General features: G+C 54.4%; 11 protein-coding genes. 6 read left to right on the plus strand and 5 right to left on the minus strand.

What is annotated here, in order from left to right:
• Position 1: 1 nt before the first annotated feature.
• The gene (locus AMR42_RS02605; protein WP_143472904.1) at positions 2–1597 is read right to left on the minus strand and encodes a cache domain-containing protein; all 1596 of its coding nucleotides are present in this window, start codon (positions 1595–1597) and stop codon (positions 2–4) included.
• A gap of 514 nt (positions 1598–2111) precedes the next feature.
• Between AMR42_RS02605 and AMR42_RS02610 the strand changes: the two genes are divergently transcribed.
• Both AMR42_RS02610 and AMR42_RS02615 read left to right on the plus strand, forming a co-directional pair.
• Positions 2112–3647 (plus strand): YifB family Mg chelatase-like AAA ATPase, encoded by a 1536-nt coding sequence (locus AMR42_RS02610; RefSeq protein WP_099531921.1) that lies wholly within the window; start codon positions 2112–2114, stop codon positions 3645–3647.
• 21 nt (positions 3648–3668) lie between these two features.
• Entirely contained in the window at positions 3669–4853 is a 1185-nt protein-coding gene (locus AMR42_RS02615) for a glycosyltransferase family 4 protein (protein ID WP_099531922.1), read from the plus strand.
• 33 nt (positions 4854–4886) lie between these two features.
• On the opposite strand, the gene AMR42_RS02620 is transcribed toward AMR42_RS02615, so the two are convergent.
• Positions 4887–5333 carry a bacteriohemerythrin gene (locus tag AMR42_RS02620; RefSeq protein ID WP_099531923.1) on the minus strand — a complete coding sequence of 149 codons (447 nt, stop codon included), beginning with the start codon at positions 5331–5333 and terminating at the stop codon, positions 4887–4889.
• Between the two features lie 1082 nt (positions 5334–6415).
• Between AMR42_RS02620 and AMR42_RS02625 the strand changes: the two genes are divergently transcribed.
• Together AMR42_RS02625 and AMR42_RS02630 are read left to right on the plus strand one after the other, a co-directional pair.
• A complete protein-coding gene (locus AMR42_RS02625; protein WP_199858063.1) occupies positions 6416–7267 on the plus strand; it encodes a hypothetical protein in 852 nt (283 codons plus the stop codon).
• A gap of 96 nt (positions 7268–7363) precedes the next feature.
• Entirely contained in the window at positions 7364–8152 is a 789-nt protein-coding gene (locus AMR42_RS02630) for an MBL fold metallo-hydrolase (protein ID WP_099531925.1), read from the plus strand.
• Here the strand turns inward: AMR42_RS02630 and AMR42_RS02635 are convergent.
• On the minus strand, positions 8127–10841 hold the full coding sequence (locus tag AMR42_RS02635; protein ID WP_099531926.1) for a CHASE2 domain-containing protein: 2715 nt from the start codon (positions 10839–10841) through the stop codon (positions 8127–8129). The genes AMR42_RS02630 and AMR42_RS02635 overlap by 26 nt on opposite strands.
• Positions 10842–10961: 120 nt before the next feature.
• On the minus strand, positions 10962–12134 hold the full coding sequence (gene alr / locus AMR42_RS02640; protein WP_099531927.1) for an alanine racemase: 1173 nt from the start codon (positions 12132–12134) through the stop codon (positions 10962–10964).
• 390 nt (positions 12135–12524) lie between these two features.
• Between alr and AMR42_RS02645 the strand changes: the two genes are divergently transcribed.
• Together AMR42_RS02645 and AMR42_RS02650 are read left to right on the plus strand one after the other, a co-directional pair.
• Complete coding sequence (locus tag AMR42_RS02645; protein ID WP_190528402.1) at positions 12525–12905, plus strand: TMEM165/GDT1 family protein; 381 nt, start codon at positions 12525–12527, stop codon at positions 12903–12905.
• A 4-nt stretch (positions 12906–12909) separates the two neighbouring features.
• Positions 12910–13218, plus strand: a complete 309-nt coding sequence (locus AMR42_RS02650) for a TMEM165/GDT1 family protein (RefSeq protein WP_099531929.1) — start codon at positions 12910–12912, stop codon at positions 13216–13218.
• A gap of 55 nt (positions 13219–13273) precedes the next feature.
• Here the strand turns inward: AMR42_RS02650 and AMR42_RS02655 are convergent, their stop codons facing one another.
• Positions 13274–14533 carry an MlaD family protein gene (locus AMR42_RS02655; protein ID WP_099531930.1) on the minus strand — a complete coding sequence of 420 codons (1260 nt, stop codon included), beginning with the start codon at positions 14531–14533 and terminating at the stop codon, positions 13274–13276.
• Between the last annotated feature and the right edge of the window lie 472 nt (positions 14534–15005).

Here is a 15005-nt window from a genome sequence, read left to right on the forward strand (position 1 = left end):
ATTAGATTGACGTACGACCAAGAATCGTTGCTTCTTCAAATTGTTCCGCTGGTGATTCGTTGGAATCCTTGAGCTGATCCGCCACCCGACTGGGCAAAATATTTAGCAATAATAATTCCGATCGCTCCTTCTCCTTGCGCAGTTCAGCGGTGCGCCGCTCCACCCGTTGCTCCAATTCTTCAAAGGACTGCTGAAGTTGGGTGGCCATGCTGTTGAAAGCATCTGCCAGGCGATCGACTTCAATGATCGGGCTGCTGGCAACGGTTTGCTCTAAATTGCCCTTGGCCATTTCTCCCGAAGCTTGGGCAATTCGACAAATGGGTTGGGTAATCCAACGGGCCGTTAAAATTCCAATTGGAACCGAAACTAAAAGCGCTAGAAAGCAAAGGGCGATCGTGTTTCTGGTGTTTTCATTAATTTTGGCCATGAAATCCGATTCAGGAACCACCACCACAATCAGCCAATTTAATCCATAGGCATCCTTGAAGGGCGAAATTTGCAGAAATTGACGTTCATTGTTTAGCCAAAATTCAAACTGATGATCGCGCTGAATATTTGAGAGTTGATCAAATTGACCATATAAGAACTCAGCGCTCGATCGCAAAAGCTGATTGTTACTTTGGAGCGCATGGACTCGTTGTAGTTCTTTTTTGGCTTTTTGGGACTGCTCCACCCAAAGGGGCTGATCTTTTAAGGAAGTGGCCACCAGCTCGCCGCTGGGTTCGACAATAAAAACCTGACCCGTTTTCCCAATTTTCAAAGTCTGCAAAAAGCCGCGAATCTGATCCGTACCAAATTGGCTGGTTAAGATGCCCGCAGGCTGCCCGTTGCGATCGTAAATGGGCAAGCTGGCATTAATCTGCAACAGGGGATTGCCAAAGTTGAGATAAATTTTGCTCCAGGTGGGTTTCCCGGCCTTGAACGCCACTTCGTAAAAGGGCCGTTTGCGCACATCATAATTAGGCACACTTTTGGCTAACTTGGCCCGTTGCCCTTTTTCGTCAATTTCGTAATAGTTTAAGTTTCCGCCACCGGGAACGAGCTGTTCGGCAATTTGGGGCGTTTCGGTTGTGGAAAGGCGATTGATCCAACCCACCCGCAAATATTGTCCCTGTTGATTGGCAAACCCCACATAGCCAATGTTTTTGTAGGTGATCGTTTGTCGCCAAAAATAGGTGCGAGCTTCGGCAATTTTTTGTAAATCAATAATTCCCAGCTCGATCGCGTCGCGATTCACCTGATTCACCAACTGGGGAGTTTCCACATACGATCGCACCCGATCGCTCACCCTGGCTGTCACCTCATTGCGCAATTGGTTGGCCAAATCCCGCACCGCTTCCTGGCCGCTCTGAAACGACAGCCAACCCACCAACCCCACGGCGGTTACTAACTCGACTAAAAAGGGCAAAACTAGGGTGGTACGGAGACGAAACTTGCGGCGCACGGGTACAGGTAGGGACTGAGATGAAACTTGTGTCAGTGGAATTTCTGAGCTGACCATAGGAACTGATTCGCGATCGCCAGGATGGCTCGGGTGTTCAAAGCTCAAGGGTGAGGGATTCGGATCTGTGGCCCAGGACGGGAACGAAACTGCCACAGGAAAGATTGCATCTTCGCTTTACGGTAATCCAAGTTCCTGGAAATGGCGAAAGATTCCGTCTATCAAGGGGGGCGTGCTGAAGGAATCAATCCAGCGAATTCCTGTGGCCATCAGTTCAATTCGATTGTGTCAAGAAATATTAATACTAGGTACGTTTTGATACCCGAAAAAATTCTTGATTACTGAATTGCTGAACCATAATTGCAACCAACAAACCATCATTGAGTCATGATCGGTTGATTCATTAGGTTATTTTTTATCTAATTGGTAATTTAATTCAGTAAAATAAATCAACAAAAGTTAAAGTAAAAATTAATCATTAAATTAATAGTTAAATAAATCAAAAAAGGTACTAAATAAGAATAATTCAACAAACACCTCTTGAGTCTTTAAGGATAGAAACTTACTGATCATAAACCGACAAGTGAATTAGATCGTTTCGCGAGAGACCGGCGCTGCTGATACACTAAAGCCTGGATTTTGCACAAAAATGTGAGGCGATCGGGAATCGATGTTAGCCCGAGTATGGAGTGCGGCCTTGGTGGGCATCGACCCGGTGAAGGTGGGGGTGGAGGTGGATGTCTCCAATGGGATGCCGGGAATTGCGATCGTGGGGCTACCGGATACGGCGGTGCAAGAATCTCGCGAACGGGTGAAAGCGGCCCTGAAAAATGCCGGATTTGCTTATCCCATGCGCAAAATCGTTGTGAATTTGGCTCCGGCCGATTTGCGGAAAGAGGGGCCGAGTTTTGACCTGGCGATCGGGGTGGGAATTTTGGCCGCCTCTGAACAAGTGAGCGCAGCCCTGTTGGGGGATCACTTGTTTGTGGGAGAAGTGGCGCTGGATGGAGCCTTGCGGCCGGTGACGGGTGTGTTGGCGATCGCGGCGGCAGCGGCTCAGTTGGGCATTGTGGGCTTGGTGTTACCGGCGGCCAATGCGGACGAAGCGGCGATCGTGCGGGAGCTAAAGGTTTATGGGTTTGAGCATTTGTCGGAGGTGGCGCGGTTTTTGAACCAACCGCAAACGATCGCGCCGCATCAACCGCCCCCAGAAGGGCGATCGCCCGATCCCTTGGCGTTGCTGGACTTGGCTGATGTGAAGGGCCAAACCCAGGCCCGGCGGGCGTTGGAAATTGCCGCCGCTGGTGGCCATAACTTGATTTTTGTGGGGCCGCCGGGAAGTGGCAAAACCATGCTGGCTCAGCGGTTGCCGGGTATTTTGCCCCGGTTGACCTTTGCGGAGGCCCTGGAGGTGACGCGAATTCATTCGGTGGCTGGCTTGCTGAAGGAGCGGGGAACCTTGGTGCGCGATCGCCCCTTTCGCAGTCCGCACCATTCCGCCTCTGGTCCCTCGCTGGTGGGTGGTGGCAGCTTTCCGCGACCGGGAGAAATTTCCCTGTCCCATCGAGGAGTGTTGTTTTTGGATGAGCTAACGGAATTTAAGCGGGACGTGCTGGAGTTTTTGCGCCAACCCCTCGAAGAAGGCTGCGTGACCATTTCCCGGGCCCGGCAAACGGTGCGATTTCCGGCGCGGTTTACCCTGGTGGCCAGCACCAACCCTTGTCCCTGTGGCTATTACGGCGATTCGGTGCAGGCCTGTACCTGCTCGCCCATGCAGCGCCAACGCTATTGGGCCAAGCTGTCGGGGCCGCTGATGGATCGGATTGATTTGCAGGTGGTGGTGAATCGGTTGCAACCGGAAGAGGTGACCCGATCGAGCGGTGGAGAACCCTCGGCGGCCGTGCGCGATCGGGTGTTGGCGGCGCGGCAGGTGGCCCAGTCTCGCTTTGCCCAAGAGGAATCGCAATCGCCCGTGCAGTGCAATGCGGAAATGCAAAGTCGCCAGATTCGCCGCTGGTGTGCCCTGACGGATCAAACTCGATCGCTATTGGAAAACGCAATTCGACGGTTAGGATTATCGGCAAGGGCGACCGATCGGATCCTGAAAGTGGCCCGAACGATCGCGGATTTAGAACAAAGCGAGACGATTGAACCGGGCCACGTGGCTGAAGCGGTGCAATATCGCATTGTCGATCGAATGCAATAGATAGGTCTCACAGGTCTAACAATGAAGCTTTTGGTTTTGGCTTCCCATCCGGTGCAATATCACGCTCCGGTATTTCGGTGCATGGCCCAAGAATTGGCCGCCAGAGGTGATGAATTGTTGGTGGTTTATCTCTCGGATTTTTCAATTCAGGGCTATCGCGATCGGGAGTTTGGCCAAAGTATTGCTTGGGATGAACCCCTACTTAATGGCTATCGATCGGTCGTTTTGAATCCCAACCAAACAAAGCAACCCAAAGGTTTTTGGAGTTTGCGAGCCACCGGTTTTCCGGCCCTCTTGCGCCAAGAAAAACCCGATCACCTGCTGATTCACAGCTTGATTTATAAGGGAGCTGTTACCGCTGTCATTTCCGCCAAATTTCGGAAAATTCCTTGCAGTTTGCGGGTGGAAACCAATGATCAGGCAGTGCCGCGCCAGGGCTGGAAAAGCCTCGTGCGATCGCTGGTTTATCGGTTGCTGTATGGGCTGTTTGATTCGGCCGTGGCGATCGGCTCCCTGAACCGCGAGCACCTGATTCGTCACGGCATCCCCGCCAGCCGAATTGCCATGGCTTACTACTGCGTGCCCGATCGGTTCGCAGATTTATCTCCTGAAAAAAAACAAACGATTCGGGCCAAAACCCGCGCCGCCCTTTGGCTTAATCCAGAGCGAACTGTTTTGCTCTTTAGCGGTAAATTAATTCCCAAAAAAAATCCCGGTTTAATTCTTCAGGCGATCGCCCAATTACCCCCAGCATTACAAGCCCAATTAGCAGTTCTGTATTTGGGCGCTGGGGAATTGCAACCACAACTGGAAGCCCAGGCGGAAACTATGCCGGACTTGGCAGTCAAGTTTTTAGGTTTTCGGAATCAGCAGGAATTACCCCCCTTTTACCTAGCAGCAGATGTGCTGATTTTGCCCTCTAATCGGGCAGGAGAAACCTGGGGATTGGTGATTAACGAAGGTCTGCAAGCGGGCTTACCCTTCATTGCCACTGAAGCGGTGGGTTCCACGGTGGATTTTGGTGAATTACCCGCAGTGCAAACAATCCCGATCGGGGACGCGACGGCCCTGGCAACCGCGATTCAACAGGTGATGGGCATCGATCGACAATTCGATCGATACGCCACCACCATGGAGCACTTTTCGACGGAAACCGTTGCTCGGGTCATTGTGGAATCTTTGGCAAATTTTCAAGCCAATTCCTGATCAAAGGCCAATGAATTCCCAATGAATTTCCCATTAAATCCCAATCAGTTCACCTGCTTTACCGACCGTCGTGAGTTGGTGGTGCTTTTGTTGCATAAACTGAATCATTTTCTGATCTTCGCCCTTGATGTGGTGGCGCAACCAATCAGCTAGGAAATTCATCAGATTCTGAATAGCGCTGGTTTCACCCGTTTGAAACTGCTGAATCAGTTTGGTCACTTTCTGAATTAGGCGATCGTGGCAATGCTTGTGGCGATCGAGTCCCGGATAAGCATGATCCTGCATGAGTGATTCCTCATGCTGAAAATGGGCGATCGTGTGTTCAGCCAATTTTTCCAACATCATCGCTAGCTGGTCCATCGATTCCTGACGATCGATAGCACTCTGCAACTCATTCACTAACTCAAAAATGTCTTGGTGCTCCTGATCCACTCGATCGTCACCAATACAGAAATGATCGCTCCACTCGACTTTGGCCATCGTAGTAATTATTCCAGGCAGCAAAACAGCAAAAATCACCCTTGCCCAACACAGATAGCCGCCATATCTCACAACAATTCAAAGATTGATTCTCGATCAATCATCAGCCCATGTTCACCAATCATCGCAATGGGTAATCGCGAGTTTTCAGTTTTTCCAGTTCACAGCAGCCTAAGCGAGCCGGAAGTTAATTGCACCTCTGGCTCCCTCGAAAACTGGCTAGAGACTTTGCCCAGAAAAACAGAATGATTGGCGATCGGGTTCACAAACTTTGGTCAATGACCCTCAGCTCATGAACAAGCATGGACGAATTGAATGAATTCATTCAACTGAATCCAAGGAATCTTAGATGAATTGTTGAGTCAGGTTAGATATTTAGGGGCACTGCGCAGGACTAATGAAGCCTGACTAGAATCTCTCAAAATTTTCCATCATCCAATGATTCAATCATTCACTGTTGAAATATTGGGCAATTGAAGCCTTGAGAAATTGAAGGGTTCATTAGTGTTCGGGCATCTAGAAATGGTCGGTTTGAGTTTCGACCATCGGGCGATCGGGCCAGGGATGGGGTACGCGATGACCATGCAGAACAAAATCTTGGGCCAAGGCTCCCCGGGCGATCGGGAGTTGGCAGCAACCCAATCTTTTGAGTTCCCCCGCGAGTTCGATGAACCCAGCCGGTTTCGTCAACTTTGATGGGTGTCACTGCCCACGACAGTCACTAGTTTTAGCGGAATGCTGGCCCGATCGCAATCATTTTTGACTTTGATGTTGTTTTAAAACATTCCTTGAAAAAAAGGTGTTTAAAGCATTTGAAATCACCGGATGATTCATCCTGAATCAGTGCTCATTGAACCCATGATTCATGGGTCAGTAATTGGTCAGTTGATTGACAGGTTCCCTAGCCGCAGTTTTCGGGGTTAATCAGCCATTGGCGCGAGGGGCAGCCCATTCCTGATTGGAATTTCTGACTGAAATTTGTTTTTGGGCGATCGCCTCACTAGGATCTGGTGCAGGTGGTCGCATCGGCTGCTGGATCCAAGCCTGACCTCCCCGGCTGACCTCACCCACTGGTATCTGGCATGACAATATCTGGCATGAAAACTTGTCCCGTTTCCCCGGCTCCGGCGCGTACCGGTGCGAAGTCGATCGCAGAAATTGCCCCGGCTATTTTGCAGCAACTGAACCACGGGACGCTGGAGGCGGTGACCCTCACGGAAGTGCTGGCGATCAACCATGGGCAACTGCTCCGGGCGATCGCCCCCGACGTGGGAGCGCCGATTTTGGAACAGGTGACCGCCCATGACCACTTGAAAATCAAGGCTCGGATGCAAATTGTCGGGCAACTGCTGCTCGATCGGTATGGTTTGGCCGGTTCGGAGCGATTTGCCACCCACCGCAGTGACACGGCCCGCAGTTGGGCTGCAATGATGGTGGGCTTGGCTCCGGGGCTGTCGTTGCCCGATCGCCTGGCCCAAATCGCCAACTTAGCGGACGATCCCAACGCTAATGTGCGGGAGTGGGCTTGGATGGCGTTGCGGCCCCATGCGGCCCATCAATTGGAACTGGCGATCGCCCAGTTAATTCCCTGGACGCTTCACCCATCGGCCAATCTGCGTCGGTTCGCCACGGAGTTAACCCGGCCGCGGGGCGTGTGGTGTGCGCACATCCAAGCCCTGAAGCGCGAGCCATCTTTAGGGTTGCCGCTGCTGGAACCCCTGCGGGCGGATCCTGCACGGTATGTGCAAAACAGCGTCGCCAATTGGCTCAATGACGCGGCCAAATCGCAGCCGCAGTTTGTTTGGGACTGTTGCCAGCGTTGGCAGCGGGAGTCTGCCACCCGAGCCACGGCTTATATTTGTCGGCGGGCCCTGCGTGGTTTGCTCGATCGCGGTTGGCAGGACGATCGAACGTTTGCCGATCGCGCCAGTTAGCCATCCAGTGGACGAGCGATGAGGAACAGGATCGACAGTCAAAATCCAGCGCTACGATACAAGGCAGATCCACTCGCAAACTTCCCGATCGCACCCATGCACCTCACTTGGTTTGATAGCAATAGCTGGTTAATTGAACTGGCGGGCAAGCGCATTTTGCTCGATCCCTGGTTTGTGGGGCCGCTGATGTTTGGGAATGCCGCTTGGTTTTTTAAGGCCACCCATCCCAACCCCCGTCCAATTCCCGCCAATTTGGACTTGGTTTTGCTGTCCCAAGGGCTGGAGGATCACGCCCATCGCCCCACCTTGGAACAGATCGATCGCACCGTGCCGGTGTTGGGATCGCCCAGCGCGGCCAAGGTCGCCGAACAGTTGGGATTCCAAACGGCGATCGCCCTTGATCACGGTCAAACTTGGACGCTGGATCAACAGGTGGCCATCCGCGCCACCACCGGCTCCCCTACGGGGCCCAAAACCCTAGAAAACGGCTACATTCTGCGGGCGATCGCGGGGCCCGAAACCGGCGAAAGTCTTTACTATGAACCCCACGGCTATCACCCGGCGGAGTTGAGCGAGTTGGGGCCGGTGGATGTGACCCTTTGCCCGCTGATGGATCTGTCGATCGGGGGATTCTTGCCGATTATTCAGGGAACCAACAGCGCCTTGAAGCTGGCAACCATGCTGCGGCCCCAAGTGATGTTACCGACGGCAGCGGCGGGCGATGTGCAATACGAAGGTCTGCTGGTGTCCCTGTTGCGGGCGAAGGGCAATGCTGCCGAGCTTCAGACCCAATTGCAGGGAGCAGGGTTGGCAGCCCAAATCCTGGAACCCAAACCGGGTGATCGCCTAGCCATGCCCCTCAAGAAGACCTCAGCAATCGCTTAGGGAGTCGCTGCACCAGGCCAAGCCATCGGGAGAACTGGGAACAGCCCTTTCTCCCGGGAACTGGCAACAACACCAAGCCCATGGCCACCATGGGCGACACCACCGGTAACCACCAAGCCGCCCAAAAAAAACTGATCATCCCGATCGCCCCCACCGTCAGCGAGCCGATCGCCCCGATCCAAAATCGATCACACCAACGAGGCTGCGGGTTCCTTGCCTGCCCAACCGCCAACAGCCCTGCCCCAAGACCCGCCCAAAGCAAAATCCACCCCAACTTGTGCGGCCAAGCGATCGCCTGAAGCAAGGGGCGATTGTCCAGCACCGCGCTTATCAGTTGGCTGATGCCGTGAGCCTGAATCTCCAAGCCCGGAATCTCCTGCCCACCCGGCAGTTTCCACCGATCCTCAGAGCTGGCTTGGATATTACCAATTAATACGATCGGGTTGGGTTGACCAGTCCAAGGAATTCGATCGGTACTTTGCAACACCTCTCGCAGGGGCAAACGCACCCAATCCGCCCGCCGAGGAGCCAACAGCAGTTGATTGCCTTGGTCATCAAACCACCCATACCCCCCCGCTCCGGCGGTAATTTGGGGAATCGTAACGGAACCATACCGCCATCGATCGCCCACGGATTGAAACGCCACCCTCTGTTGCTTCAGGTAATCATCCACCAACAGAGCATTCAGACTATAGGTAGCCTGACAAGCTTGGCTGGACTGGGGAACCGCCATGGCCAAAAGTTGCCGTCGCACCACCCTTTTTGAATCACTGGCTTGGTCAGAAAAAGCCACCCGATCGCGCGTCAAGCCCACTGGGGCCGGAATTTCCGAAGTATCTTCCGTTGGGTCAGCTAATTTGCACAGACCCGCCACCCGAGGATTTGACCAGAGGCGCTTTTGCCAAGCGGAGGTCAGCGGCCAGGGGTAATAAATATCCACTCCAATGACGCTGGGTTTCAGGGTGGCCAGTCGCTCCTGAAGCTTGACCAAGGCCTCCGGAGCCAAGGAATTTAACCCGCCATCTGCCGTTGGAATCCGTCGCCAACCTTGACGATCTTGATAAGCCACGTCATTCTCATCAATCGTGACTAGCAAAATACGTTGATCTTGTAATTCCAACGGCCGCTGCTGCAACATTGCATCATAAACCCAAAATTCCGGGGTTTGAATTATGCCGCCTAGGCCAATGGTGATCCCCGTGGCTAAAAGGGACTGCCCGACTAGTTGCCACGGTTTCGGACTAATTTTGGGGCTAACTTTCGGGCTAATTTGCAGATTGTTTTCTGGACGCTGATTGTTTTCTGGACTCAGTGCCTGATTTAGTTTTTGATTTAATTTCTGATTTGACTCCTGACTAGATTCCTGACTAGATTCCTGACTAAATTTCTGACTGATTTCCTGATCTAATTCCTGGCTTGATTTCTGACTGATTTCCTGATCTAATTCCTGGCTTGATTTCTGACTGATTTCCTGACTGATTTCCTGATTGGGTTCCTGGCTGAATTTCTGGATTGGATCCTGCCTCAGTGGCTGATCGCTGCTGGGCCGAGCTGCACTGGGGCTAACGGGTTCAATCCAGCTTTGGAAATCAGCTTCCGAGTGGGAGCGATCGGGCCAAGTGGGCAAATCTAACAGGGGATGGTGAAAGACCAGCGGCAACCAATCGGCCCTTGGATATTGGGCGCTGGAGCGTTGGAGCGATCGACGGGCTTCGTACAGAGATAGGGGCAGCGACCGCGATTGGGCGTAGTGAGTCAGAAAGTCTTTAAGGAAATGTTGAGCGACTAGATCGGGAACCGAAGCCCGCATCACAATGGCGGCCGGTAGGTGCGATCGATGCAGTGCTTCCGCCAAGTCCACGCTGTGGCAACAGTTAAAAATCGCCAGTTGCAAACCCTGCTGAACTGCGCCTTCCAGGGCATGGCTGAAGTTTTCTACGGAAATGTTGTTCCGCAGGTTAAGGCCAATCTGACCCGATCGGCTGCTAGTTCCGGGATAGCCATGGCCCGCAAAGACCAGCACTTGCGGTTGGTTATCGCGCAGGGCATCAAAAAACTGCTCAGGAGTCGGAGCGTCCAGCAACTGCACATCCGCCAGCCCCGCTTGGCTCAGTTGTTGAAGGGCCTGATGATCGGGATCCAGGTCTAAATCCTCCCGATCGCCCAAAACCGCCAAAATCCGAACCAAGCCCCTAGGGGCCGATCGCGCCTGAATGGGTGGTGTTTTGCCACTGGTTGGACAACAGCCCCAGGCAAGCCGGTGACTTTTCAGGGGTTTCCATTCGTCCCAAGGCAGCCTTGGCACATGGCGATCGTCCGTGGCGATCGACAGCCACAAATCATCATCGGGATTGCTAAATCGCAGAATTTCATGGGTAATTTCCCGAAAGCTTTCCCCCTCCAACCAGTTGTTAAACAGAGTTTGCAGGCGATCGGCCGCGAGTTGGCACTGTTGACGATGCAAAGAAAGGGGCAACTGTCGCTGAACGCCCTTCACCTTAATTCGCAGGTTGGGATAACTCGCCCACAAGTCCCAAAATTCCGTGGCCACTTGAACCAATTCCGGTGCGGGCGGCAGGCGAGTATCGCAAGTTTGTTGGTGATGGGGGCTGCGCCACAAGTCCAAGCGGGCCAACAGTCCCTCCGTTGCCAGGCGACCATGAAGCGAGAGTTTTACCCGAAAGGTCATTGGGCGGGATGGGGCGCAAGGTTAAGCAGGATTTCTTTAGTATCTGCGAAAGCTTCTCCAAAATCCTGCAATTGCCGCCATCAGCTCATTTCAGCTCCCTATTAATCTTTCAACCTCCTATTAATCATTAACCGTAATCCTGGGTAGGCGATGCTTAAAGCCACAAAGGATTTCCCAAGAAATGGTTCCCAGGCGATCAGCCCAATCTTCTGCCCGAATTTGCTGGCCGGCATCCTCTCCCAACAGGGTGACCACTTCACCCGGCATCAGATCGCCGGGAAAGTCTGTCACATCCAACATCAACTGATCCATGGTGATTGACCCAATCTGCGGAACCGATCGCCCGCGAATCAAAACCTGCATTTGGTTAGACAAGTTGCGCGGCACTCCATCGGCATAACCAATTCCGACCACAGCCACCCGGGTGGGCCGCTGGGCCACGTAACGATGGCCATAGCTCACCCCCTCACCGGGTTCGATCGTCTTCAGTTGGGTGATGCGGGCCCGGATGCTCATCACCGGCCGCAGGGGCAAAATACCAGCCAGGTGTGGTGCGGGGGCCAAGCCATAAAGCGCCAGGCCGGCCCGCACCCGATCGAAGTGGTAAGCCTGATCGGCCAGTAGGGCGGCGGAATTGGCCATGTGAATTTTGGGCAGGGTCAGGCCGCTCGATCGGGCCCGTTCGGAAAAATCCTGCAAAAATCCCTGAAATCGCTGATATTGCAGCCGCATCACCGTGGGATCCGGTTCATCGGCCGTGGCGAAGTGGGAATACAAACTGGCCAGGCGCAGGGGCGGCGCTTGGGCAACCCATTGGGCCCAATCAGCGGCTTCCATCCAGCGGGTTCCCAGCCGGGCCATGCCTGTGTCGATGTTGAGGTGTACCGGCAGCGATCGCCCTAAGGATTTCAGCACCTCCGCAAAGGTGAAACTCTGTTGCAAGGTGCAGAGGGTGGGTTGCAGTTTCCAATGCAGCAGCGCCTTGATCTGATCAGCGGTGTGAGCTGCGCCTAACACCAAAATGGGTGCATCAATGTTGGCTTCTCGGAGTTGGCCGCCTTCCTCGATCGTGGCCACGGCCAGCCATTGGGCCCCCGCCGCCAGGGCCGATCGGGCAATGGTCGCCGCCCCGTGGCCATAGGCATCGGCCTTGACCACCGCCAACAATTCCACCCGATCGCCCACCCAGGTTTTCAGGTGGCGCACATTGTGGCGCAGGGCCGCCAGGTCAATTTCCACCCAGGCCCGCTCGCGCTGCAACCAAGTCAGGGACGGCTGTTGCTGCACTAACATGTTCGATTGTCTCCTTCACACCACTGTTGGGCCGTTGGCCCGTTGGATCGATCGCCGCCGTCCGGTTTCGGTAATTCCGGCAACGCTCGATCGCCCCAACCATAGCGCACCCATTCCGTAAACTCACCAAACTCACCGCTGTGGCGGAACTGGTCAAATCAATTGCCTCTGAAGGGCCGGTTGGCCATGGCCCGGCTCCCATTGATCCAGTTCTCAGCCCGCTGGAATTCCTGAACCGCAATTCCCCAAACCATCTGCTACATCAGCGATAGAATAGGGTCATCAAAAATGAAAGCACTGTGAAAATTAGCGTTAATTCTTGCTGATTTCTGCTGATCTCATTTGTTTTCGCCTTGTTTTCGCCGTTTCCCGCCGCCGTTACGAGATCCCGTGAACTTGTCTGATCCTTCTGCCCTCACCCCGGCCCAGTCCGAGGCACAACCCGATCGCCCATCAGCGGCCCAATCGCCCGCCACCAGCGCCCGCAGCAATTTCCTCAGCGCCTTTGCCTCCACCTTCATCGCCATCTTTTTGGCGGAATTTGGGGACAAAACGCAAGTGGCTGTTCTGCTGATGGCTGCTGAGTCCCATCAACCTTGGGTGGTGTTTTTGGGGGCCACGATCGCCCTCATTTCCACCAGTTTGGTTGGTGTGCTGTTGGGTCAGCTCCTGGCTCGTTGGGTGTCGATCAAAACCTTGGAAACCATCGTGGGCGCAATTCTGTTGATGGTATCCGTCTCCCTGTTGTGGGAAGCCATGGTTGGAGGGTAGGGAAATGAACTGGCAATTACTGGGACTGAGTTTTATCACCGTGTTTTTGGCGGAGTTGGGCGACAAGAGCCAACTGGCCGCGATCGCCCTCAGTGGCGGTTCCCGATCGCCCCGAGCCGTGTTTGCGGGCACGGCGGCCGCCCTGGTGTTCGCCAGCCTGATTGGGGTTGTGATCGGCGAGGGCACGGCCCAACTTTTGCCCACCCGCTTGGTGAAGGCCGCCGCCGCGATCGGGTTTGCGATTATGGGTCTGCGATTGTTGTGGCCCGCAGCGGATTTTCCCCCGGACTACGAGGCTCCCGAAGCAGATTAAGCGGCCGATCGGCTTTCTTCACGAACACTCGCCCAAATCCCTAACGCTCAAGCCACTAACGCTCAAACCGCACATCCACATCCGGTTCACTCTCGGATCGGTTAGCGGGCCGGTTGGTGGATCGATTGGCGGGCGGCGTTGCCCGTTCCGGCCCCGGGGCCGGAGCTTGCACCTGTTCCTCAAGCTGTTGCGTAGTGGCCAGAAATTGCCCCAGCGCCGTAATAATCACCCGCAAGCTGCTGCGAAATTGTGGATCGCCCGTCAGCTCATCCAAATCACTGGTGATTTTCTCAAGATTTTGGAGGGTCGATCGCGCGGAATTCACCGTTTGTTGCAACATGAACAGACTCTGGGGACTCTTAATCGCCCCCGTGATGTCCCGCAAATTGGCCGCCGTTTGGGCCGCATTTTCCGTCAGCGCATCCAGATTTTGCAGCAGGTTGCTACCGCGTAATTGACGCATGGCGGGCGCAACCTCTCCCAACGCATTGCGCAGGCTCGCACTGGTTTCCGCCAAGCTGGTCAGCGTTCGGCTCAAATTTCCTCGATTACTGACAATTAACCCATTAACGCTCGTACTGGTTTGCTCCAGGGAATTGGCGGTGCGGACAATGGCCGTGGTGGTGCTGCCCGTGGCGCGGTTAATGGTGTCTGAGGTGCGGGCGATCGAACGGGCGGTGTTGCCAAAGGTGCGCACCTCCTGCTGCAAAGACCGCGCCAAACTGGCCGCATCTCGACTGAGCTGGCGAATTTCGGCCGTGGTGGCGTTGAGGTTGCCCATGGCTCGATCGACCTTGCCTTGAAACGTCGGATCCGTAATCAAATCCGCAATTTTGACGATCGCCCGAATCAGCGATCCATAGTTAATGGGCGGGCTGCCCACCAGACGATCGCCCCCACAAAGCAGCAACTGGGAATCACAATCCCCTTGGGCTGGCCCCGGCCCCACCGTGGGCACTGGCCGACTGTCGTTGAGGGGACGAATGGCCAACGATGCTTCGCCAATCAACCCGGTGCGATCGACTTCCGCCGAGGATTGGCGAGGCATTCGTAACTCCGGATTTTCAACCTCAATCACCACATCAACCGAATTGGAAGCCGCCCGGATGTCCGTCACCTTGCCAACCGGTACACCACGGAACAAAACCGGCGAGCCAACCTTCAGCCCATCGGCATTGGCAAACTCAACAATTAAACGATAGGGACGACGACCCAAATAGGTTTCACTGAGCCACAAACTCAGCACCGCAACCAGCCCCAGTCCCAATAGCACCAGCAGACCAACGGCCCCCTCTCGGACAGTGCGCGATCGCATGGTAAATGGTCTCCTAATGGCACTGGTTAGAGCAATTCAATAGACTAAGTAGCAGTTGGATCACGATCAGCCACACCCGCAGTCAACAGCGCAGGGATCAAAAATGGAGATCTCCAGGAAAGCTTAAACAGAGGCACAGCCCAGGCAGACTTACGCCCCAGCAGTTCTCCCCAAGTTCATCGCTCCCCAGTCATCGCTCTCAGGCCATGACTCCAGGATGACCCCCGATCGGTGGACTCAGCCCAAGCCAATGGTAGGGGCTAGCCTCCGCTTGTCCTCCAATCCAATCAAGCCCGGTCAGATCAGACCCAGAATGAACCAAAGACGGCTCCGATGTCTAGCGGCAGATCTTGACCACAGGGATCCTAGCCAAGTCTGGGCCATGAGGTTTGGCGATGGCGCTTGGCCCAAATCATCTGGGTCGGAATTGCGCTGGAAGCCTTAAGGATTCCGGACGCTGTTCCCCAATCTG

Origin of the sequence: Limnothrix sp. PR1529, assembly GCF_002742025.1 — a bacterium.
Lineage (GTDB): Bacteria > Cyanobacteriota > Cyanobacteriia > CACIAM-69d > CACIAM-69d > CACIAM-69d.

Coding starts and splice junctions, on each gene's coding strand:
- AMR42_RS02650 (WP_099531929.1), top strand. CDS start 12,910: ATGAACTGGCAATTACTGGGACTGAGTTTTATCACCGTGTTTTTGGCG.
- AMR42_RS02625 (WP_199858063.1), top strand. CDS start 6,416: ATGACAATATCTGGCATGAAAACTTGTCCCGTTTCCCCGGCTCCGGCG.
- alr (WP_099531927.1), bottom strand. CDS start 12,134: ATGTTAGTGCAGCAACAGCCGTCCCTGACTTGGTTGCAGCGCGAGCGG.
- AMR42_RS02630 (WP_099531925.1), top strand. CDS start 7,364: ATGCACCTCACTTGGTTTGATAGCAATAGCTGGTTAATTGAACTGGCG.
- AMR42_RS02655 (WP_099531930.1), bottom strand. CDS start 14,533: ATGCGATCGCGCACTGTCCGAGAGGGGGCCGTTGGTCTGCTGGTGCTA.
- AMR42_RS02620 (WP_099531923.1), bottom strand. CDS start 5,333: ATGGCCAAAGTCGAGTGGAGCGATCATTTCTGTATTGGTGACGATCGA.
- AMR42_RS02615 (WP_099531922.1), top strand. CDS start 3,669: ATGAAGCTTTTGGTTTTGGCTTCCCATCCGGTGCAATATCACGCTCCG.
- AMR42_RS02610 (WP_099531921.1), top strand. CDS start 2,112: ATGTTAGCCCGAGTATGGAGTGCGGCCTTGGTGGGCATCGACCCGGTG.
- AMR42_RS02635 (WP_099531926.1), bottom strand. CDS start 10,841: ATGACCTTTCGGGTAAAACTCTCGCTTCATGGTCGCCTGGCAACGGAG.